The organism is Bradyrhizobium sp. WSM1743 (assembly GCF_000473065.1).
Classification (GTDB): Bacteria; Pseudomonadota; Alphaproteobacteria; order Rhizobiales; family Xanthobacteraceae; genus Bradyrhizobium.
On the sequence record NZ_AXAZ01000002.1, the window covers coordinates 314,641 to 336,100 of the forward strand.

The window sequence follows — 21,460 nt, forward strand, 5'->3', positions numbered from 1 at the left end:
CATGCGCATCCCCTGTCGGGCGATGCCATCTCGAACAGGAGAACCTCGATGTCTTCCAAACATGTCGTTACCTCCCTCGTCCTCGCCGGCGCGATGTCGACCGCGCTCGCGACCCTTGCCTCCGCCGCCCCCCTGACCAAGGCCGAAGCCGATGCCGCCGTCGCTGCCAAGAAGGAGAAGTGCTTCGGCGTCGCGCTGAAGGGCCAGAACGATTGCGCGGCGGGACCCGGCACGACCTGCCAAGGCACCTCGACCGTCGATTTCCAGGGTAACGCCTGGAAATTCGTGCAGGGCGGCACCTGCACCAGCATCGAGCTGCCGGGCGGCAAGAAGGGCTCGCTGAAGCCGGTCTGACGGCCGGCGCGACATCGCCAGGACACACGAACGGAGACACACGAACGGAGCAGCACGATGAGCACGGTGTTCAAGCCGGTCCCACCAGCAGCGATGCCGCTCCGCTTCGCAACGCCCATCGGCGGCGTTGCCGGGACGAGCTTCAAGCCCGAGCACCTTCCGGCGATCCTCGAGGGCGGACCTCGGCGCGGCTTTTTCGAAGTCCACGCCGAGAACTACATGGGCGCCGGCGGCCCGCCGCATCGTACGCTGGAGACGATCCGCCGCGACCATCCGCTGTCGCTGCATGGCGTCTGCATGTCGATCGGCGGCCCCCGGCCGCTCGACAAGGCGCATCTGGCACGCTTTCGCGGCCTCGTCGCGCGCTATCAGCCGGCGCTGGTGTCCGAGCATCTCGCCTGGTCGACGCATGAGACCAGCTTCTTCAACGATCTGTTGCCCCTGCCCTATACGCAAGCGACGCTGGCTTGCGTCTGCGATCACATCGATCAGGTGCAGGAGGCGATCCGCCGTCCGCTGCTGTTGGAAAACCCCTCGACCTATGTCGCCTTCCGAGAATCGTCGATGCGCGAGACCGAATTCATCCGCGCAATTGCAGAGCGCACCGGCTGCGGCCTGCTGCTCGACGTCAACAATGTGTTCGTCTCCGCCAGCAATCAGGGATACTCGGCGCTCGATTACCTCGCGGACTTCCCGCTGTCGCGCGTCGGAGAGATTCATCTTGCGGGGCATGCCGAGCAGGCCGACGACGAAGGTGACCTGCTGTTGATCGACAGCCACGACGGCCCGGTCGCCGACGCCGTCTGGAAACTTTATGAAGTCGTGATCCGGCGCCGCGGCGCGGTGCCGACGCTGATCGAATGGGACAGCAGGATTCCGGACTGGCCGGTGCTGCAAGCGGAGGCCGCTGCCGCACAGGCGATCCTCGACCGTCATCAGTCCACAGCAATGGCAGGAGACCGTCATGCTGCCTGAATCCGGCTTGTCTTTCGCCGCTTCGTTCGCGCCGGCGCTGCTGGATCCGGCGCGCAGCACGCCCGATATCGTGACCGGCCCAAGCGGCAAGGCCGCAAACCGGCGCTACGACGTCTACCGCAACAACGTCACGGTCAGCCTGATCGACGCGCTCGCCGCGATCTATCCTGCCGTGCAGCGCATTACCGGCACCGACTTCTTCCGTGCCATGGCGCGCTTCCATGTGCGCAGCAATCCGCCGACGTCGCCGCTGCTGTTCGAATACGGCCGCGATTTCCCGGAGTTCATTGCGCAGTACGAGCATGCGCGAGAAATGCCCTGGCTCGCCGACGTCGCGCGTATCGAGCGGGCCTGGCTCGATGCCTATCACGCCGCCGACGCCGTGCCGCTGTCGCCGGCCCGGCTCTCGGCGGTGACACCCGACCGTTTGGCCGATCTGGTGTTCATTCCGCACCCGGCCGCGCGATGCCTGCGTTCTCAATACGCGGCCGTGACAATCTTTGCCGCCAATCGCGACGGCGCACCGGTCATGCGCATCGATGCCTCGACGCCGGAGGATGCCCTGATCACACGAGGCGAATTCGACGTCACCGTGCGCCGCCTTCCGCCCGGCGGCGCGGTCTTCGCAGACAGCCTTATCTCAGGGCGGCCACTCGGCGAGGCCGCGGCGCTGGCGCTGGAGGCTGCAAGCGAATTCGACATCGCCGCGAACATCGCCGGGCTGATCGAAGCCGGCGCCTTCACCTCGCTCTCTTGCGGAGACCCATCATGATCACGGACCACCACATGAGCACCGACAGCGGCCTGCCGTCGCCCGGCGCGCTCCTCGACAGGGCCAATCATCTGGTGCAGACGCTCGCGACGCCGTCGCTCGTCCAGCTCGTGCTGCGCCTCGCGCTGGCCGTGCCGTTCTGGCGCTCGGGCATGCTCAAATGGGGCGGCTTCCTCAAGCTCAACGACACGGCGGTGGCGCTGTTCAGCGACGAGTTCATGCTGCATCTGCCGGGCGGGCCGTATCACTTTCCGGCACCGACGGTGATGGCGTTCCTGTCGGGCTCCGGCGAGATCATGTTCCCGATCCTGCTGGTGCTGGGACTGGGCACTCGGTTCGCAGCGCTCGGGCTGCTGTTCATGACTGTCATCGTCGAGCTCACGGTGCCCGACGGCTGGCCGATTCACCTCACCTGGGCGGCGATGGCACTTGCCCTCATGGCTTACGGACCTGGGAACATCTCGCTCGACCATCTGATCTGTCGCGCGCGATCGCACGCGCGATAGGCACGCGCAAGTCCGTAGCGCGGATCCACCGCGAGCGTCTGTGCGGTGACGTAGACGCTCTCGTCCGATAGCACGGCATAGGCGATCTCCCACGCTGTCGCTGCCACCCGAACGGAATAGGACCCTTGCCGCGCGAGGGCGAAATGAGACATGATCGGCATCGCCGACCCGTCACAGAGTTCAGCGAGGCAAGCATGTCCGCGACTGACAAGGTTTTCGCCGGCTCGATCCCAGGAATCTACGACGAATATCTCGTCCCGATGATCTTCGCCGTTTACGCCGACGACATCGCAAGACGCGTCGCCGCTCGCTCTCCCTCCGTGCTGCTGGAGATCGCGGCAGGCACCGGCGCGGTGACGCGCGCCGTGGCGGCGGCGCTGCCGCGCGGCATCCGCTACGTCGCGACCGATCTCAATGAGCCGATGCTCGCGGTTGCCGCGCGGCGCCAGGCGGGTGATGACCGCATCACCTGGCGCCAGGCTGACGCAATGGCCCTGCCGTTCGGCGACGCCGAGTTCGACGTGGTCTGCTGCCAGTTCGGCGCGATGTTCTTTCCGGGCCGGATCAAGGCATACGGAGAGGTGAAGCGCGTCATGAAGCCGGATGGCACGTTCGTCTTCAACGTCTGGGACCGCATCGAGGACAATGTGCTGACGCAGGAAGCCACGGTCGCGCTCGAAACGCTGTTTCCCGACGATCCGCCGCGTTTCATGGTTCGGACGCCGCACGGCTATTACGACCAGGCCGTCATCAGAGACGATCTCGAACAAGCGGGCTTCCGTGACATATCGATTGAAACCCGACCTGAGATCAGCCGCGCGCCGTCGGCCGAATATGTCGCCACCGCGCTCTGCCAGGGCACGCCGCTGCGCAGCGAGATCGAGGCAAGGGATGCCAGCAAGCTCCAGGCTGCAACCGATATCGTTGCCGAGGTGATCCGGAGGCGCCATGGGTCCGGACCGGTCGAAGGCAAGATCCAGGCGATCGTGATCGAGGCGCGCCCATAGTTGCGGGCGTCGACCGACGCAGCACGTCCTTACCAAAAGCCCCGCTGCATCGGCTGCGCCGGTTGATAATACTGGTATTGACTGCGCCGGCGCGGGTTGGCCGGCTGGACGTACGGATCGCGCTGCTGGAAGAAGAAGCCGAAGCCGTTGCCGCCGTTGTCCCAGCCGTCATCGCTGGCGATCATGGCAGGCGCGGTCGGCTTGCGCGTGATGAAGCCGCCCTGCGGCTCGTTGCTCAGCACCGCGACGAACTCGGTCCGGTAATTGGTCTCGCTGCTCAGCGGCTCATCCGAGATGATGATCGAGGAGCGCGGCAACGCGGTCGGCGCGATGCGATCCCACACGTCCTGCGGGATCGTGACGCGGTCGAGCGCATTGCGCGCCTCGTCGCCGTTTTCGATCGTGACCACGCTCCAGCGCAGGCCCGTAGCGGTCTTCGCCATCGCCGTGAAGATATGCGTGCCGAGCGGCTGGTCGGGATTGCGGATCGTGACGGGAACCTCGATGCTGGTGTCGAACACCTCGCCGCCGCCGTCGGGCGCCGGCTTGTGCGTGTTCCGCCGCACGTAAAGCTTCTGCGTCGCGCGGCTGATGTAAACCGAGACCGGCTCGCCCGCGAGCTTTGCGTCGGTCGCCGCCTTGACGGCGTCGGCTTTCCTGGCCGCGGCCGCCTTCGCGGCTTCCTTCGTGGCGGCCACGGCATCGCGCTTCGGCTGCGCGGCGGCCCTGGCGGCGTCGAGCTGCGTCGCCGCGTCCGCGGCCTTGGCTGCCGCCTTTTGCTTCAGCTCCTCGGCCTTGGCGCGGGCCTGATCGTTCTTGGCGTTCGCAAGCATCTTGTCGGCGAAAGCGAGCTCGGCATCTGCACGGGCCTTCTGCTGTTCCAGCTTGCGCAGCGCGGCGGGGAGCGAGGCAGCTTCCTTCGCGGCAGCGGAAGCAGCCTTCTTGGCCTCGTCGGCAGCCCTTGTGGCTTCGTCGGCCTCGGCGGAGAGCTTGTCGGCCCGGCTCGGCACGGCCGCGATGGCCTCCGGCTTCGGCACGAACAGCGAGGGGTGAGAAAAGTCGGTCGGGACCGTGTCGTACGGCGAGATGATCACCCGCATCCCGATATTGGTCTTCTCGAACAGATTCTCGGCAAAGCCGAACGGCATGCGCACGCAGCCGTGCGAGGCGGCATAGCCGGGCAGTGGTCCGCCATGGAGGGCGATGCCATTCCAGGTGATGCGCTGCATGTTCGGCATCCAGGCATCGTCATACATGGTCGAGCGGTGATCCTTGTCCTTCTCGATGATGGCGAAGACGCCGGCCGGCGTCTCGCGTCCCGTGGTGCCGGTCGACACCGGCGCGCGCAGGATCCAGCCGTCGGCATCGTAGAAAGTGACCTGCTGGCTCTTGATCGACACGATCGCCATGATCGGCTCGCCGGCGACACGTGGCGCCACCGCCTCGGTCACCTGGCGCGGCTGCTTGGCGGCGGTCGCCGGGGCCGCCGCAGTCAATGCGGCCATCGCGGCCAGCGCCACAATTCCGACGGGCCTCCAACGCCGCATCGCCACGGTGAAATGCGCCGTCGTCAGTCGGTTTTTCATGTCATCCTCGGTCGAAATGCCAGTCCGCCTGTGCCGATCACGTGTCAGATTGGAATCATTGCATTAAGAAATCGCAGCCGCCTTACGTTCCCTCTGTGGCGAGATTCGGCATGTTCCCGCGACAAATCACTCATATACGACGGCTGCCACAGGCGGAAGGCGGCCTCCGGTCGAAGCTGGCGTGAAGCTGGCCACGATCGCTGCGGCAGAATGTCCGGTTAGCCGCCCCGGGGGGCGTGACGGCGACGCCCACCGGCGCGCAACTAGACGCCCAGCGCCTTGCGGTTGAACGTGCGGAGGAATCGCAGCGACAAGGTTCGCACGTTCGCAACATTCAGCAGCCAGGCCGCAACCGCATAAGCAAAGCCGCCGGCAAGGCTGACGATCACGAGCGACACGAGGCCGGTGCCGCCCGCTTGCGAGCGCGCAACCAGAATCGCGGCCGCCATCACCGCTGCGGAGAAGGCAATGCCGGCAAGGCGATTGAGCTCGAACGGGACCGGGTGAGCCCGATGCATCAGGACGACGGCAACGAGGAAGCCGATCGCCTCGGTCGCCAGCGTCGCCAGCGCCGCGCCGTAAAGGCCGTAACCGCCGATCAGCGCGAACATCAGGATCACGCTGATCACCAGCGTGAGAAAGGATTGCGCCGCCAGCATGAACGGTCGCTCGGCGAGCTGGAAGCTGATCTGCACGTAGAACTGATTGGCGATACCGAAAAGCCGCGCGAGCACCAGCGTCGGCAGCAGCGCCGAGACGCCGGCGCGGAAGTCGATGCCGACGAGCGTGCCGGCGACCTGGTCCGCCGCAAGCGCGAGCCAGACCGCAACGGGTGCCACGACGACCAGCAGGAGCTCGAGACTTTCGGTCAGCCGCTCGCGCGTCGTCTCGTTGCTGTTCTCGGACAATGACCGGAACACCAGCGGCACGGTCGCCGCGGCGACGCTTGATGCAATCATCACCATGAACTGGCGCGGCAGATCGGCGGCAACGCCGAAGATGCCGGCAGCGTCCTTGCCAAGCAAATAGGCGACAATGAGCCGGTCGCAGGCCGAATAGACCGCAACCGACAATCCTGCCAAGGTCAGCGGCAGGCCGTAGCGCGCCAGCTGCATGAACTGGCTGCGCTGGAAGCGCGCGATCCTGGTGCGGTCGCCTGCGAGGTTCAGGATGATGCCGGCGAGCGATCCCAGACCAAACGCGGCCAGCAGCCCCAATCCACCCCAGCCGAACCAGATGCCGAGCAGACCGAAGCCGACGCTGGAGACGCTGCGCACGATCGAGATCGCCGCGAACCGATAGGGCCGCAATTTGGCGCGCTCGAACTCCTGGCCGACATCGACCCCGTTGGCCATGATCGCGACGAACATGCTGGCGAGCAGCAGCTCGACACTGATGTCGCTGCGGAACAGGAAGACCAGCGGTGTGGTGGCGCAAAGCACCGCGACCGTGAGGGCAAAGGCGACCATCGCCGTGCCGCGAAAATCGACCTCCGCCGACATCGCCTGATAGCGCGACACCGACAGCTTGATCCAGGCGAAGAAGATCGCGCCCAGAATGCCCGCAAGGCTGATGCCGACGACATAGATGCCGTACTCAGCCGGGCTCAGGAGCCGCGTATAGGCCGTGACAGCGAAGAAGCCCACCGCCGCAGGCAGGATATAGGCGACCAGATAGATCGAGAAATGGCGGTTCAGCATGCGAGCACGGGACCGGCAGCGGTCTTGCGATTATGACGGCCGTTAATCAATGGGACCTTGGCGAACGAACTGCGCCGCAGCATCGCTCAAGAGTGTCACATAAGTCTGCAGATCGGGCGACGAATGCGGCTGTGAAGCCGCTTTCGCGCGTTAGCGTTAAATTTGCCCTTCCCTAGGCGGCAAGACCTGATCATGGAACGAAACCATGACTTGCGGACGGCAGAGGTTAACCCAACAAGGCAAAACCCCGGCGTCGCAAGGCGCCGCTTGGTACGGTGCCGCGTTGGCTCGATTGAGGACTGCCGTGACCAGGCTCGACAGACGCGAATTTCTCCTCGGCAGCGCCGCAGCGCTCGCGGCGGGCGCTTCTGCGTCCGCGGTGCCGGCGTCGAAACGCGCCCAGCGCCGTCCCGGCTTTGGCGCTGCGGCCACGCTCTGGGACCTGCAAGCCGACCCGCGGCTCGGCGAGGCCATCAGCACCTATTGCACGCAGGTGGTGCCGGTGCTCGAGCTGAAATGGCCGATGCTGCGGCCGGACGCCCATACGTTCGCATTCGAGCGCGCCGACGCGATCCTGGATTTCGCGCAAGACAACGATCTGACGATGCGTGGCCACGCGCTCGCCTGGTATCATGACATTCCGGACTGGACCAAGCAGATCAAGAGCACCCGCGGCGTCGAGCGCGCCTATCTCGACCACATCGGCACCGTCGTCTCCTACTACAAGGACAAACTGACGTCGTGGGATGTCGTCAACGAGCCGATTCCGGATAACCCGCGCAGCCCGAAAGACCGGCGCGACACGTTCTGGACGCAGCATCTCGGCGACCGCTGGATTCCGTTGGCCTTCCGCGCCGCGGCTGCGGCCGATCCCTTCGTCAAGCTCGCGATCAACGAATATGACATCGAGTCGGCGAAAGATTCATTCATCGCCAAGCGAGCGGCCTATCGCAACCTCATCATGGATCTGCTCGACCAGGGCGTGCCGCTCCACGCCGTCGGGCTGCAATCGCATCTGCACGCCGAGCTCGAGATCGATACGCACGGACTCGCCGAATTCGTGACCGAGCTGCGTTCCTGGGGACTCGAGGTGCTCGTCACCGAGCTCGACGTCGACGACCAGAAGCTGACGGGCAATCCGGCAGAGCGCGACGCCATCGTTGCCAAGCGCGTCGACGATCTGCTGACGGCCGTTTCAACCAGCGGCCCGGTGCGCTCGATCCTGACCTGGGGCCTTTCGGATCGCTACAGCTGGATCAACGGCACCTTTGCCCGCGCGGACAAGCAGCCGAACCGCCCCCTGCCGCTCGACGGCGAGTTCAAGCCGAAGCCGTTCATGGACGTCATCAGCAAGTTCACGAAGGACGCTTGAAGACTAGCGTGTCTTGGGCGCCTCGAACGCCGCCGCATCTCCGGTGTGATCGGGAGCCAGGCTCGGGCTGCGACGATCGCGTGAGGAGAGACGGAACACGTCGCGGATGTCGTCGATCGAGGTCGACGAATAGGACTGGATGCAAAGCGCGACCTGCTCGGGCGAGGCCGTGCGCATCATCGCTTCAATGGCGGGGCGGTCGAGGGGGGTGTCGTCCCAGTGCGAGACCGCGATGCTGTCTTCGGTGATCCGATGTCTCGCCAGATGTTCCGGCGAGGTCGCGACGAAGTTTCCGTAAAGCAGATATTCGGAGAATTTTTTCTTCCGGCACAGTGCCAGAGCCCAGCTCAAGCCGGTCGCCGACCTAATGGCGTCTGTCATCGCACGGGCTGTGTCCTTGTCCCAGACCAGCGCGTTGCCGACATAATCGTCCGCCGGGAACGAGCGCTCCTTGCTACCCAGAAGCTGATCGACGGTGCGGAGCCAGAGGCCATGCAGCGGGTGGTCGGCGCCGATCGCCTTGCGCGTGACGAACAGCGGCGTCTTCTCGGCGCCGGCATATTGGCCGACGTCGAATTCGCGGAAGAACAGATTGTCCGAATCCAGGATGCAGACGCGCTGCTCCGGCGTGTTGAGGACGCCGGCGATCTTCAGGATCTGCTGGATGTGCCAGCCGTGCACCGGTGACGACAGCAGCGACAGCCAGACGCGCCGGTTACCGAACTGGAGGGCCGGCGGCAGCGCAAACAACCATCTCGGCAAATAGCGCGAGGCCGGGACGATGACCCTCTTGTCGGAGGCGAACCGCGCGAACAGCGGCACGTCCTCATCGTTAACGAGAACATAATGCCGCGTGTAGCCCGTCAGCCAGGCATCGATGCTCTCGCTGAGCAGCGAAAAGCGTTCGATGTCCTTGGCGTAGCTGGCAGTCAGCAGGGCAACGGAATGCATGGGCGCGCTCGAATGGCGATCAGGCGGCACTCATAGCCGCAATGGCGGACGTTGGAAACTTGCTATCCCAATCAAGGTAAAATGAAACGAAGTATTAACCATCCGACGGCAGCCCCTGCTCGATCCGGCGAAAGCGCAGCGGTGCCAGGGCTGAGGCGCGCTGCCACCAGTCGGCGACGCGGTCGTCGAGCGCGGTCACGCCGCGGCCGAGACCGGGGAAGATCCGGATCTGCTGCACCGCCTCGGCCTCGAACCCCCTGCCCTTGCGCGTGATCTTGATCGCCGCGCCCTCGCGGTCCCGCTGGGTCAGCGGCACCAGCAGGCGGCCGCGCGGACGGAGCGCCTCTAGCCAGAGCGGGTGCGGCTGCGAGAAGCCGGCATGCACGATGATCACGTCGGCGGGTTCGCCGACGTCCCTGCATCCGTCGCCGTCGACGACCCTGACGTTACCATAGCCGTGCAAGCAGCTCGCCGCTCGGGCCGCAAGCCGCTCGTCGCATTCGATCGCATGGACGCTGCCCTTTGGGCCAACCATCTTCGACAGCACCGCGGAGAAGTAACCCAGTCCGCAGCCGATCTGCACGACGCGGTCCTTCTCCCTGATGTCGAGCAGGTCGATGAAATGCGCCCACAGGCTCGGCAGGCCGGTGTCGAGCTTGCGGCGTGCGTCAATCGCGACCAGCACATTGTCGTAGAGATGAACGGGATCTGCGTTGCGCGTCAGGCGATAGCTGCGCGCCGTCTCGCTCTTGATGCGCCAGGGTCCCCTTGGCAGAAAATCCTCGCGCGGAACCGTGGCAAGCGCGTCGAGCAGGCGTTTTGAGACAATCCGCTCGCGCCTGGCAATCAACTCCACATAGCGCGCACGCGCGGCGGCAAGATCGCTCATGTCACAGATCGGCCTGCTCGCGAACGGACGCGTTCGTACCGAGCTCGTTGACGAGCTGCATCGCCTGTTTCAGGTCCGGGGTGTAAAAACCCTCGCTGAATTTGTTCACGATCGGCATGAGCAGGAGACTTGCGTGCTCGCGCTTGCCGCCTTCATGCGACAGGCGCGCGAGGCTGACGGCGGTGCGAAGCTCCCAGGACAGCGCACCCTGCTTGCGTGCGATCTCCAGCGACAGGCCGAACAGGTCCTCGGCTTCCTGTACCGAGGCCGGGTCGCCATCCGACAGCGTGATCTCGCCTTGCAGGCGATAGACCTCGGCGAGATAAGAGTGATCGCCGGTCCGCCTTGCCGTCGCAAGCGCACCGTCGAGCGCGCGCAAGGCGGCGTCGCGCATCCCGAGCTTGGCGTAGGTTTCCGCGAGCAGGCAGCGGAACCAGCAGCCGGCGAGCCAGGAATCCATCGCCTCGTACTCGTCGAGGCCGAAGCGCATCTGGCTGAGACCTTCGTCGGCTTCGCCGAGCTGGGCCAGCGCCCAGCCGCGCAGGATCGCCGCCTGCTGCTTCCAATGCAGGAAATTGTGCTCGGTGGCGATGATCATGGCGCGGTTGGCATGATCGCGCGTGCCCTCGACGTCGCGCAAATGCTGACAGAGATATGCCCCGAACACGAGCGCGAACGCGAGGGTGAAGGGGTGACGGATCTTCTCCGCATTCGCGATCGCCTGCTCGCTGTGCTGGCGCGCCGCGTCGGGCCGACCGAGGAACCACAGCAGGTAGCCGAGATAGGACAGCGAGACGACGCCGGGGTCGATGCCGTGGCGCTCCATCAGGTCGGAGTGCAGATCGGGGCTGTAGAGGTTGATGCAGCGATGCAAATGATGCTGGGCGGCGCCGAACCGGCCGCGATACAGCATGGTCATCGCAATCGCGCGGTGCGCCTCGATCAGATAGCCGGTCTGCTGCGCCGGCTGCGTCCGCTCGTTCAGCCGCTCGCGCTTGGCGAACTTCAGCAGCTCGACGCTGAGATCGTGCGCACGCGTGAGATCGGCGCGGATGAAATGGCATACCCAGAGCCCGCGAGTCGCAGCGAAGACCTTTTCGTCGTCATCGAGCTGATGGCCGAGTTCCAGCGCGCGAATGTAGTTCTGCTCGACCTCCTGCACGGCATAGCCCTTGGCGGCGATCAGCGCATTGCCCAGCGCGATGCGCAACTCGAGCTCCATCTCGTCCGCGCCCTGCATGCGGGCATTGGCCTGCACGACGCTGAGGCCGCGTCGCAGATGGCCGATCGCCTCCAGATTGGCGCCACTCTTGGCCGCCTGCTTGCCGGCCTTGAGCCAAAAGCTGGCGGCGCCCTCGCTCTGGCCGGATTCGGTCAGGTGATGGGCGAGCAGCTCCGGTTCGCGCTCGGTCTTCTCCGGATACATCTCGGCGAGCACCTGGACGATGCGGGAATGCAGCTTGCGCCGCTCGCTGTGCAACAGGCTCGCATGGGCGGCGTTCTGGATCATCACGTGCTTGAAGGAGTAGAGCGCGTCCGGAGGATGGCCGCGGCGCATGATCAGCCCCGCCTCCTCCAGATGATTGAGTGCCGCCTCGATCTGCGCGGCCGGCGTATTGGCGACGGCGTGCAGTGTCTCGTAGGAGAACTCGCGGCCGATCGTGGCGCCGATCTGCGCGATCCGCTTGAACGGCCCCATCCGGTCGAGCCGCGCCATCAGCGAATCGGTCAGGGTTGCCGGGATTGCGAGCTGCCGCCAGGGTCCCGACAGCACATAGCGCCCGTGCCGCTCGGTCAGGAGGTTGGATTCGAGGACCGTCTTGGTCAGTTCTTCCAGGAACAGCGGCACGCCATCGGTCTTGACGATGATCTCCTCGACGACCTCCTTGGGCAGCTCGCGTCCCGCCACACGCTCGACCAGCGTCGTGCGGAGCTGCCGGCTCAGGCGGTTCAGGACCAGGGTGGTGATGTGCGAATGCGCATTCCAGCTCGGCTGGAATTCCGAGCGCGCGGTCATGATGACCAGGATCGGCCGGTTCTGCACCCGGTCGACCAGGAGATCGATCACCTCGCGGGACGTCGGGTCGATCCAGTGCAAATCCTCGAACGCGATCACCAGCGGCATCTCGCGCGCAAGGCCGAGGAAATGGTTCACCAGCGCCGCGACGGTCGCATCCTTCTGCTGCTGCGGCGACAGTTCGAGCGGTGGATAGCGGTCTCCGGTCGGTATCGACAGCAGCGCGGCAAACAGCGGCGTGACCTGCTCGATATCGCCATGCGCGGCGGCGATCGCGGTCTCGAGGCTCGCCAGCGACAGGGCGGACGAATCCTCGCGATCGAGGCCGAGGGAGAATTTGAGCTGCTCGACGAACGGATGGAACGCTGTGGAGGTGTAGTAAGGCGAGCACTGGAGCGAGACTTGTCCATGGCGGTCGCCCGATATCCGCTCGAAGATTTCCTGGATGATGCGCGACTTGCCGATGCCGGGCTCGCCGAACTTGACCACGACCTGGCCGTCGCCGTCCTTGGCCTGCTGCCAGCGTCCCATCAACAGCGCGATCTCCTCCTCGCGGTTGACGAGCGGCGTCAGCCGCGTGCCCATGGCGGCAGCGAAGCGGGTCTCCACCCGCGAGGCCCGCACCACGTGCCAGGCCTGTGCTTTCTCGGAGATCCCCTTCAAGTCATGGACGCCGAGATTGCGGTAGTCGAACTTCCCCTTCAGCAGCGACTGCGTCGAAGCGGAGATCACCACGCCGTTGGGCGGCGCCAGGGCTTGCAGACGCGCCGCGAGATTGACGGTTTCTCCGACCGCGGAGTCGCGTTCTTCGGTGCCTTGCCCGACGAGGTCGCCGACGACGACGAGGCCGGTCGCGATCCCGATGCGGACGGCGGGTGAATGGCTGAGCGCGCCCCGCGGCTCGACCGCGCGCGCCGTCGACAGCACCCGCACGATCTCGAGCCCGGCGCGCACCGCTCGCTCAGCATCGTCCTCATGTGCGGTCGGATAGCCGAAATAGACCAGGATACCGTCGCCGACGAAACGGGCGGCAAAGCCCTCGTACTGCTTGACCACGCGGACGCAGGTTTCGCGAAACCCCGCGATCATGTCGCGGACGTCTTCCGGATCGAACTGCGCGGAAAGCGAGGTGGAATCCACCATGTCGCAGAACATGGTGGTGAGCTGGCGCCGTTCGGCACCGACCTCCGCCCGTGTTTGCGGACGCACCGCCGCGGTTGGCGCCTCCGCCGTTTCCGCTTGAAACAGCGCCGCCATCGCCCTCTGCAGCCGCTTGCGATCGCCGAGCGGCAATCCAAGCTCGACCAGGTCGGATTCGGTCAGGTCCCCCATGACATCGAGATCGAGACGGTGCTGCGCGAAAAGATCGGTGTAGTGCCCGAGGCCGATACCATCGAGCCAGCGCTTCAGCCCGCCTTCCGATCCCGTGCCCGACTCATTATCCAGCATGGTGATTCTGCCCGACCATCACTCCGTCGAAGGGCTTTAGGGCTCCTCAACCACAGATTTTGGGGCCCAAACTTCACCTCGGACTGGACGCGTTCCTTAACTTCTTGGAAGAATAGCTCAATCAGATCAAAAGGGAATGGCGTTGTCGGACATTGCATCCGGAGCGGAAGCGGGATCAGCCGGCACGACGGCCGAAACCAGGATATTCGCGCATATCGGCGGCCTTCTCGAATTTTACGCCCGCACGACACCGGCGGCGCCCGCACTCCTCGCCCCTGGCAGGCCGGTCCTCAACTATGGCGCGCTGGACGGATCGATCCGGCAACTGGCCCGTACCTTGCGTGAACTCGGCATCGGCCCCGCAGACCGCATCGCGGTTGCCCTGCCGCGCGGCGCCGACAATGCGCTGGCATTGATCGCGGTCGCCTCAACCTGCGCCTGCGTCCCCGTCAATCCCGATCTGACCGCGGACGAGCTGCAACGCTATTTCAGCGAACTGACGTTGACGGCGCTCGTGACCCGCGCCGACATGAACTCGGCGAGCCGCGACGTCGCCAGGGCACTCGATATCGCGGCGATCGATTTCGTGCCGGGACCGGCCAACGATCTCGGTGGCTGCGCGTTCATCGCGCCGACGATCGGGCCGGCGAATGCCAGCGACGGCACGCACGGCGACGACAATGCGTTCATCCTGTTGACGTCGGGCACGGCGGCGCGGCCGAAGATGGTGCCGCTGACCCATCGCAATGTCTGCCTGTCCGCTTACAATGCCGGCCATGTGCTGTCGCTCAATTCGCACGATCGCCTGCTCAACGTCCTCCCGCTGTTTCATGCCCATGGCTTGATCTCCGGTCTTCTCACCGCGCTGGCAGCGGGCTCCAGCGTGATCTGCACCGACGGTTTCGACGCATCCTCCTTCTTTGGCTGGATGCGGGAGCTGCAACCGACCTGGTACACCGCGGTGCCGACCATTCATCGCGCCCTGCTGACCGCAGCGGAAGCGAACCCGGACCGCGCCCGACCGTCGTCGCTGCGCGTGATCCGCTCGGCCTCGGCCTCGCTCGCGCCGGCGATCCTCGAAGGGCTGGAGGCGACGTTCGGCGTTCCCGTGCTCGAGACCTACGGGATGACGGAGGCGGCCTCGCAGATCGCGGCCAATCCATTCGAGCTGCGCAAAGTCAGATCGGTCGGCCGCGCCGCCGGCCCGGAGATCGCGATCATGGACGAGACGGGCCGCACGCTCGCAAGCGGCACGCATGGCGAGATCATGCTGCGCGGGCCGAACATGAGCCGCGGCTACTATAACGACGATGCGGCGACGCAGGCCGCATTCCGCAACGGCTGGTTCCGGACCGGCGACCTCGGCTATCTCGATGCCGACGGCTATCTCTTCATCGTCGGACGTATCAAGGACGTCATCAACCGCGGCGGGCAGAAGATCTCGCCACTGGAGGTGGAAGAGGTCCTGCTCAGCCATCCCGCCGTGCTCGAGGCCGGCGTGTTCGCCGTTCCGCACGAAAAGCTCGGCGAGAACGTCGCCGCCGTCGTAGTGTTGCGGCCGAATTCCGAGGCGACCTCCGACCAGTTGCGCCAGTTCGCGCGAAAGCGACTTGCAGCCTACAAGATACCGAGCCTGATCCGCAGCGTGGCGGCGCTGCCGAAAGGCGCCAGCGGCAAGGTCAAGCGTAACGCGCTAGCCGGGTTGATCGCGGAGACGGCGGATGCCGGCGAGACGCGACTGCCGCGCAACGCGCTGGAGACGCAGCTCGCCGAGATCTGGGCCGGCCTCCTGGAGCTGCCGCAGGTCGGCGTCGACCAGGATGTCTTCGCGCTCGGTGCGGACTCGCTCGCGGTGACTCAGATGCGCTCGCGCCTGCGCGAACGCTTCAATGTCGACTTCTCGTTCGAGGACATCTTCGATTGTTCCACGGTCACAGCGCTTGCGGCCCGGATTGAGACCGCCGCAAGCCGGCGCGCGACGGCGCTGCCGGCCTGGCGCCGCGCTGCGGGCACGGACGCACCGCTGTCGTTCCAGCAGCAGCGGATGTACGTGCTCTCGCGGCTCGACCCGACCCGCTACAATTACAATGTCGTCGAAGTCGCGCTCCTCGATGGCGCGGTCGACGCTGCCGCGCTGTCTGCGAGCCTCACTGCGATCTGCACGCGCCATGAGGCGCTACGCTCGATCTTCATCGAACCCCAGGGCGAGCCGGCACAGCTTGTGCTGTCATCGCCGCCGCGCTTCGAGCGCATCAAGCTCAAGCCCTGCCCTGCGGAGAAGCGGCCCGCGGTTGTCAGGCGCGAGGCGCTCAAGCTCGCGCAACATCCGTTCGATCTGGCCCGCGAGCCGCCGCTGAAGGTCTCGCTGCTGTCGTTCGACAAGAACAGCCATGCGCTGGTGATCAACGTCCATCACCTCGTCACCGACGGCTGGTCGCAACGGCTGTTCTGGGAAGAGCTCGCCATCCAATACGCCGCGGCGCGCAAGAAGCACCCGGCCACACTGCCTGCGCCTGCCTTCCAGTATCGCGACTTTGCGCTCTGGCAGCAGAGCTGGGCGCAGACGCCGGCGGCGAAGGACCAGCTCGACTATTGGAGAGCCCAGCTCGACGGCGTCACCACGCTGCCGCTACGGACCGACAGGCCACGGCTGGAGGTCTGGAGCGGTCACGGCGCGCGCCATTATCTCGAATTCTCCAAAACGCTCTCGGGCCAACTGCGCGCGCTGAGCCAGAACCAGGGCGTCACGCCCTTCATGACGCTGCTCGCCGCCTTCCAGTGCCTGTTGTTCCGCCATACCTCGCATGAGGATGTCGCCACCGGCTCGCTGATCGCCAACCGCAATCAGATCGAGAGCGAGCGCCTGATCGGGCTGTTCGCCAACACTCTGATCCTGCGCAACGATTTCAGCGGCGATCCGAGCTTCGGCGAGATGTTGCGGCGGGTGCGGCAGGTCACGCTCGATGCCTATCGCAACCAGGACCTCCCGATCGAGGAGGTGTTGCGCGCGCTCCAGATCGCGCGCCGCAGCGACGGTAATCCGCTGATCCGGATCATGTTCATCCTCCAGAACGCCTCGATCGAGGCGGCACGCTTCCCGGGCCTGTCGACGCGGCGGCTGGAAGTCGATCCCAAGGTGGCGCGCTTCGACATCACGCTCGAACTGGTCGAGGCCGATGGCCGTTTCACCGGCTTCTTCGAATACGCCACCGACCTGTTCGACGCGGCGACGATCGAAGACATGGCCGGCCAGTTCAAGACGCTGCTCAAGGCCGTCATCGCCGATCCGGAGCAGCGGATCTCGCGCCTGCCGCTCCTGACCGAGGCCGAACGCCAACGGCTGCTGGCAAAAGGCCGGGGCGTGCCGGCCAATTTCACCACACGCGGCAATTTGAGCGAACGCTTCGACCGCCAGGCGAAGAAGACACCGGACGTCGTTGCGGTGTCGGACGGCCGCGCGTCCCTGAGCTATCGCGAGCTGGCGCGCCGCAGCCAGGCGGCCGCACGCTGGCTGGCAAGCGAGGGTGTCGGCGCTGAGAGCGTCGTCGCCTTGCTCGCGGAGCGCGGGCCCGACCTGCTGGCTGCGATGATTGCGGTGCAGCGCGTCGGCGCGGCCTTCCTCAATCTCGATCCCGACCAGCCGCCGGCAAGGCTCACGACCATCCTCGGATCGAGCTGCGCCCGCCTGCTGCTGACCGGGCGGGCCCAGTCCGCCATGGCCGAGGCCCTGCTCGAGCCGCTGGTCGAGCGCATCCAGGTGGCCAGGCTCGAAGACGCGATCGCGCCGGGGGCGAACGAGTCGGCCCGCGCGCTGCGGCGCGCCGCCTCGAGCCTCGCTTATCTCGTCTATACGTCCGGCTCCTCCGGCACGCCGAAGGGCGTCATGATCGAGCAGCGCGGCCTGTCGAACCATCTGGCCTCGCTCATCTCCGAGCTCGGGCTCTCAGCCAGGGATGTGATCGCGCAAACCGCGCCGCAGAGCTTTGTCATCTCGGTCTGGCAATTCCTCGCCGGGCCGATGGTCGGCGCGCGCGTCCATGTCTGTGGCAACGCGATCGTGCAGGACCCGATCCTGCTGGCGCGGGAGATCGAGCGCGAGGGCATCACGGTGCTCGAGATCGTGCCTTCGCTGCTGCGCGTCATTCTCGATCGTATGGACGAGGCGCCGATGCTTAGCGCCTTCTCCAAATTGCGGCTGCTGATCTCGACCGGAGAGCCGTTGCCCGTCGATCTCTGCCGCGCTTGGTTCGCCCGCTGTCCGAAAGTGCCGCTGATCAATGCCTATGGCGCATCGGAATGCTCCGACGACGTCTCCCTGCATCGCCTGACCAAGGCGCCGGCGATTGCGGCGGGCAACGTTCCGGTCGGCGCGCCGCTGCCGAACACCCAGCTCTACGTGCTCGACGCAAACCTCCAGCCGCAACCGATCGGCGTGGCCGGCGAGCTCTGCATCGGCGGCGCCGGAATCGGCCGCGGCTACGTCAACGACCCCGCGCAAAGCCGGCAGCGCTTCCTGCCCGATCCGTTCTCGCGCCAGGCAGGCAGCCGCCTCTACCGGACTGGCGATCTTGCCCGGCGCCGCGCTGACGGGACCATCGAATGCCTCGGCCGCGCCGACCAGCAGGTCAAGGTCCGCGGCTATCGGATCGAGCTCAAGGAGATCGAGAACGCGCTGGCCGAGCATCCAAACGTGCGCGCCGGCATCGTCGAGCCGCGCCGCGAGGCGAGCGGCGATATCAGGCTGATCGCCCATATCGTCGCCAAGCCCGGCAGCCGGAGCAGCGCCAGCGAGCTGCGCGAGTTCCTGAAAGCCAGGCTGCCGGCCCACGCCATCCCGTCCGCCTTCCTGTTCCTGGATCAGGTGCCGCTCAACGCCCATGGCAAGATCGACCGATCCGCGCTGCTGGCGCCAACTCAGCCGGAAACGCCCGGGCCGGATGCGGCCGTGCCGGCGCGGCGCTTCACCGAAAAGGTGCTCTCCGACATCTGGATCGACCTGCTGAAGGTCGAGAGCATCGGTGTCACCGACAATTTCTTCGATCTCGGCGGCCATTCGCTGCTGGCTGGCCAGGCGATGGCGCGCGTTGCCCGCGCGCTCGGCGTGTCGTTGCCGATCAAGACCATCTTCGAGGCACCGACGATCGAAGCGCTCGCGCGCCGGGTCGACGAGGCCGTGGCGGCGAAGCCGCACAAGACTGCCGCAAGCATGCCGCGATTGGCTGCAGGCGGACCTCCTGCGCTTTCCATCGCGCAGGACCAGATGCTGCGGATCGAGCGGAAGCTGCCGGAGCTGCCGCTGTTCAACCTGCCGTTCGCCTTCCGCCTGCAGGGCCCGCTCGATTCGGCCGCCTTGGCAAGGGCGATCGATGATGTCGTTCGCCGGCACGAATCGCTACGCACCGCGTTCGGCTGGAACGGCGATGAGCCCAAACGCCGCATCGTCGCGCCGCGCACCCTCGGCCGAATCATGACGGTCGAGACGATCGGCGACGGTCATCCCCATAACAACAAGCGGCGCAAGGCGCTCGAACTCAGGAAGATCAATCTCCTGATCCAGCGGGAGACCTACACCGCGATCGACATCACGCGCGCGCCGCTGTTGCGCGCCCGGCTGTTGCGGCTCCATGACGATGATCATGTCCTGCTGCTGACGCTGCATCACGCCATTGTCGACGGCTGGTCGATCGGCGTGCTGTTCGAGGAATTGTCGAGCCGCTATGCGGCGCTGGCTGGATATCCGTCGGTGCCGCTACTGAGCCCGCCGCCGGCCTTTTCGGATGTCGCACGCTGGCAGCGCTGGTGGTGCGGCACCGACGCCGCGCGCCGCCAGGCTGCCGACTGGACCGAGAATCTGCGCGGAGCGGGCCCCGTCTTCGACGGCGAATCAAGCCCGGGCGCGTCCACCGGGCACCATCCGATCAGCCTCGAGCGCGAGCTGATCAGCCGGCTGACGGCGTTCGCCGGTCAGCACAATTGCACGCTGTTCATGTGCCTGCTCACCGGTCTGAAGGCCATGCTGCTGGCCCGGACGGGCCGAACCGACATCGCGATCGCGACCGCCATGGCCAATCGTGCCCACCCGGACACCGACCGAATCATCGGCCCGTTCGAGAACACGGTGATCGTCCGCACGAGGATCACGCCGGATCTGTCGTTCGCGCAGGCCTTGGCGCTGATACGCCAGAGCGTGCTCGATGCGCATGCGCGGCAAGAGCTGCCGTTCAACATCCTGGCCGATCATCTGGAGCAGGAGGGGATCGATCCGGCCTCGCTGCTCCAGGTCTATTTCACGCTGCAGAATCCGCTGCGCCAGCCGCTCGAGCTCCCGGATATCGCGACAGGATCGATCGGCAACATCGCGCGCGAGGGCCAGCCGGTGCTGCCGATCGACCAGACCTGGCTGTCGCTGATGCTCAAGGAGCGCCCGACCGGCATCACCGGCTCGTGCAATTACAAGCGCGAATTGCTCGAGGACCGGATGGTCGGCGAGTGGATGGAGGACCTCGTCGCGCTGCTGACGGCGGCCGTCGCCCAACCCAATGCACCGCTCGGCCGGTTACTCGCGCGCAGGGCGGCCTGAAGCGGGTTACATCCGGACGAGTACGGATTCACGCGCCAAAGCTGTGAATGATCAAGTTGCATCTTGATTATTTGGCGTCACCGCGCAAGATTATTCCCGCGTTTTGATTTGGACGATTATTTTCAACCGGGGGAGTGTTATGGGTTTCATCAAATTTACCAAGGGCACCTCGCTGAGCGACAAGGACCGCAAGGCCCTGCAGAAGTTGCTGACCGAAGAGAAGAAGAAGCTCCAGTCCGCGCTGAAGGACGTCGACGCCAGCCTTTCGATGCTGGGTGCGTCGAAGAAGGCCAAGAAGAAAAAGAAGTAAAATTCGTCGGCCGGGACGCCGCACGAATTTCCAGCCTTCAACTTTCGAGCTTCAGTTTTCGGAATTGGGCCGCTCGCTCGTCGAGTTGGGGTCTCGCACAAGCTTGAGCCTGTAAACCGGCCTGCAAATCGACAAGAATTCGCCCGGGTGGACCGTTAGCAAAGGTCCTCTTGGTTGATTCCTGTTCAGCTGATTCTTCCGTCGGGACCGGGGATTTGGCCTCGCCTGACGCCATGGGCCCAATTGATGGCAGACGACAGAATTGAACTCTTTGTCGGGCTGATCGAGACCATCGACGCGCCGGGCGCGGTCGAGGCATGCCGACGCCTGCTCTCGGTCGACGAACGGGCCCGGGCCGATCGCTTCATGTTCGAGCGGCATCGGCGGCAGTACATCTTCGCACATGCCATGTTGCGCCTGGCGCTGTCGCAGGTCGCCTCCAACGTCGCGCCCTCCGACTGGTCGTTTGGCGCGGGCCGCTATGGGCGACCGTTCGTCGCAGCGCCCGTCATCTCGGCCGCGCTGCATTTCAGCCTGTCGCATGCCGACGGCTGCGTCGCCTGCGTGGTGTCGCGGCATGAGGCCGTCGGGGTCGACGTCGAAACCGTGTCACGGCGTGTCGCCCCGCTGTCCACCGCGCATCGTTTCTTTGCGCCGGAGGAGGTCGAAACGCTGCGCGGACTGCCGGAGCCCGCGGCGATCGAGCGCTTCTTCGACTATTGGACGCTCAAGGAGGCCTATCTGAAGGCCAGGGGCTTCGGGCTCAATTTGCCGCTCGACGCCTTCGCGATGCAGGTGTCACGCGAGGCGATCGAGATCAGCTTCAAGCCCGGCATTGCCGACGATCCGGACGGCTGGCGCTTCTCGCTGTGCTCGCCATCGCCCTCGCATCGCCTCGCGATTGCCGATGGCTCGGGTGCGGACGGCGGCCTTCCCATCAGCCGCCATGCCTGGCCGCTCCAGGAAGCGGCTGAATGACGCCGGCTCGTGTC

At 65.6% G+C, this 21,460-nt stretch carries 14 protein-coding genes and 1 pseudogene; 9 read left to right on the forward strand and 6 right to left on the reverse strand.

The annotated features are described in order from the left end of the window. Positions 1-48 precede the first annotated feature (48 nt). Genes YU9_RS0103570 through YU9_RS0103585 form a run of 4 tightly spaced genes read left to right on the forward strand, consistent with a single transcriptional unit; the run spans position 49 to position 2,607 of the window. Positions 49-354: a DUF2282 domain-containing protein gene (locus YU9_RS0103570; protein WP_027571521.1), complete on the forward strand. Its 306-nt coding sequence runs from the start codon at positions 49-51 to the stop codon at positions 352-354. A gap of 57 nt (positions 355-411) precedes the next feature. Beyond that, positions 412-1,329 carry a DUF692 domain-containing protein gene (locus YU9_RS0103575; RefSeq protein ID WP_027571522.1) on the forward strand — a complete coding sequence of 306 codons (918 nt, stop codon included), beginning with the start codon at positions 412-414 and terminating at the stop codon, positions 1,327-1,329. Continuing rightward, entirely contained in the window at positions 1,319-2,101 is a 783-nt protein-coding gene (locus YU9_RS0103580) for a DNA-binding domain-containing protein (protein ID WP_027571523.1), read from the forward strand. The genes YU9_RS0103575 and YU9_RS0103580 overlap by 11 nt, the downstream gene beginning before the upstream one ends. Next, a complete protein-coding gene (locus YU9_RS0103585; RefSeq protein ID WP_027571524.1) occupies positions 2,098-2,607 on the forward strand; it encodes a DoxX family protein in 510 nt (169 codons plus the stop codon). Before YU9_RS0103580 ends, YU9_RS0103585 begins: the two co-directional genes overlap by 4 nt. Before the next feature lie 23 nt (positions 2,608-2,630). Here YU9_RS0103585 and YU9_RS49750 read toward each other — a convergent pair. Next, positions 2,631-2,746, reverse strand: a pseudogene (locus YU9_RS49750) (oxidoreductase); the annotation flags it as partial. Between the two features lie 55 nt (positions 2,747-2,801). On the opposite strand from YU9_RS49750, the gene YU9_RS0103590 reads away from it, so the two are divergent. Continuing rightward, the gene (locus YU9_RS0103590; protein WP_027571525.1) at positions 2,802-3,614 is read left to right on the forward strand and encodes a class I SAM-dependent methyltransferase; all 813 of its coding nucleotides are present in this window, start codon (positions 2,802-2,804) and stop codon (positions 3,612-3,614) included. A 29-nt stretch (positions 3,615-3,643) separates the two neighbouring features. Here the strand turns inward: YU9_RS0103590 and YU9_RS0103595 are convergent, their stop codons facing one another. Together YU9_RS0103595 and YU9_RS0103600 are read right to left on the reverse strand one after the other, a co-directional pair. After that, positions 3,644-5,200: a L,D-transpeptidase gene (locus YU9_RS0103595; protein ID WP_027571526.1), complete on the reverse strand. Its 1,557-nt coding sequence runs from the start codon at positions 5,198-5,200 to the stop codon at positions 3,644-3,646. Between the two features lie 263 nt (positions 5,201-5,463). Next, positions 5,464-6,900 carry a lipopolysaccharide biosynthesis protein gene (locus YU9_RS0103600; RefSeq protein ID WP_027571527.1) on the reverse strand — a complete coding sequence of 479 codons (1,437 nt, stop codon included), beginning with the start codon at positions 6,898-6,900 and terminating at the stop codon, positions 5,464-5,466. Positions 6,901-7,204: 304 nt separating this feature from the next. Here YU9_RS0103600 and YU9_RS0103605 point away from each other — a divergent pair, with 304 nt between their 5' ends. After that, positions 7,205-8,272: an endo-1,4-beta-xylanase gene (locus tag YU9_RS0103605; RefSeq protein WP_027571528.1), complete on the forward strand. Its 1,068-nt coding sequence runs from the start codon at positions 7,205-7,207 to the stop codon at positions 8,270-8,272. A 3-nt stretch (positions 8,273-8,275) separates the two neighbouring features. Here YU9_RS0103605 and YU9_RS0103610 read toward each other — a convergent pair whose 3' ends face one another. From YU9_RS0103610 to YU9_RS0103620, 3 genes are all read right to left on the reverse strand, one after another. Continuing rightward, positions 8,276-9,223 (reverse strand): DUF6492 family protein, encoded by a 948-nt coding sequence (locus tag YU9_RS0103610; RefSeq protein WP_027571529.1) that lies wholly within the window; start codon positions 9,221-9,223, stop codon positions 8,276-8,278. A gap of 94 nt (positions 9,224-9,317) precedes the next feature. Then, the gene (locus YU9_RS0103615) at positions 9,318-10,112 is read right to left on the reverse strand and encodes a protein-L-isoaspartate O-methyltransferase (protein WP_027571530.1); all 795 of its coding nucleotides are present in this window, start codon (positions 10,110-10,112) and stop codon (positions 9,318-9,320) included. A gap of 1 nt (position 10,113) precedes the next feature. Beyond that, positions 10,114-13,578, reverse strand: coding sequence for an AAA family ATPase (locus YU9_RS0103620; RefSeq protein ID WP_027571531.1), 3,465 nt, complete (start codon positions 13,576-13,578; stop codon positions 10,114-10,116). A 136-nt stretch (positions 13,579-13,714) separates the two neighbouring features. On the opposite strand from YU9_RS0103620, the gene YU9_RS0103625 reads away from it, so the two are divergent. The 3 genes from YU9_RS0103625 to YU9_RS0103635 all read left to right on the forward strand — a co-directional run bounded on the left by YU9_RS0103625 (position 13,715) and on the right by YU9_RS0103635 (position 21,446). Beyond that, entirely contained in the window at positions 13,715-20,158 is a 6,444-nt protein-coding gene (locus tag YU9_RS0103625; protein WP_027571532.1) for a non-ribosomal peptide synthetase, read from the forward strand. 139 nt (positions 20,159-20,297) lie between these two features. Next, the gene (locus YU9_RS48855) at positions 20,298-20,468 is read left to right on the forward strand and encodes a hypothetical protein (protein WP_198028201.1); all 171 of its coding nucleotides are present in this window, start codon (positions 20,298-20,300) and stop codon (positions 20,466-20,468) included. Positions 20,469-20,714: 246 nt separating this feature from the next. Next, positions 20,715-21,446, forward strand: coding sequence for a 4'-phosphopantetheinyl transferase superfamily protein (locus YU9_RS0103635; RefSeq protein ID WP_027571533.1), 732 nt, complete (start codon positions 20,715-20,717; stop codon positions 21,444-21,446). The last annotated feature ends 14 nt before the right edge of the window (positions 21,447-21,460 follow it).

Bases quoted from the DNA above. Each gene is read 5' to 3' on its own strand.
- YU9_RS0103590 (WP_027571525.1), top strand. From the start codon at position 2,802: ATGTCCGCGACTGACAAGGTTTTCGCCGGCTCGATCCCAGGAATCTAC.
- YU9_RS0103625 (WP_027571532.1), top strand. From the start codon at position 13,715: ATGGCGTTGTCGGACATTGCATCCGGAGCGGAAGCGGGATCAGCCGGC.
- YU9_RS0103570 (WP_027571521.1), top strand. From the start codon at position 49: ATGTCTTCCAAACATGTCGTTACCTCCCTCGTCCTCGCCGGCGCGATG.
- YU9_RS0103580 (WP_027571523.1), top strand. From the start codon at position 1,319: ATGCTGCCTGAATCCGGCTTGTCTTTCGCCGCTTCGTTCGCGCCGGCG.
- YU9_RS0103615 (WP_027571530.1), bottom strand. From the start codon at position 10,112: ATGAGCGATCTTGCCGCCGCGCGTGCGCGCTATGTGGAGTTGATTGCC.
- YU9_RS48855 (WP_198028201.1), top strand. From the start codon at position 20,298: ATGGGTTTCATCAAATTTACCAAGGGCACCTCGCTGAGCGACAAGGAC.
- YU9_RS0103610 (WP_027571529.1), bottom strand. From the start codon at position 9,223: ATGCATTCCGTTGCCCTGCTGACTGCCAGCTACGCCAAGGACATCGAA.
- YU9_RS0103600 (WP_027571527.1), bottom strand. From the start codon at position 6,900: ATGCTGAACCGCCATTTCTCGATCTATCTGGTCGCCTATATCCTGCCT.
- YU9_RS0103595 (WP_027571526.1), bottom strand. From the start codon at position 5,200: ATGAAAAACCGACTGACGACGGCGCATTTCACCGTGGCGATGCGGCGT.
- YU9_RS0103620 (WP_027571531.1), bottom strand. From the start codon at position 13,578: ATGCTGGATAATGAGTCGGGCACGGGATCGGAAGGCGGGCTGAAGCGC.
- YU9_RS0103575 (WP_027571522.1), top strand. From the start codon at position 412: ATGAGCACGGTGTTCAAGCCGGTCCCACCAGCAGCGATGCCGCTCCGC.
- YU9_RS0103635 (WP_027571533.1), top strand. From the start codon at position 20,715: ATGGCAGACGACAGAATTGAACTCTTTGTCGGGCTGATCGAGACCATC.
- YU9_RS0103585 (WP_027571524.1), top strand. From the start codon at position 2,098: ATGATCACGGACCACCACATGAGCACCGACAGCGGCCTGCCGTCGCCC.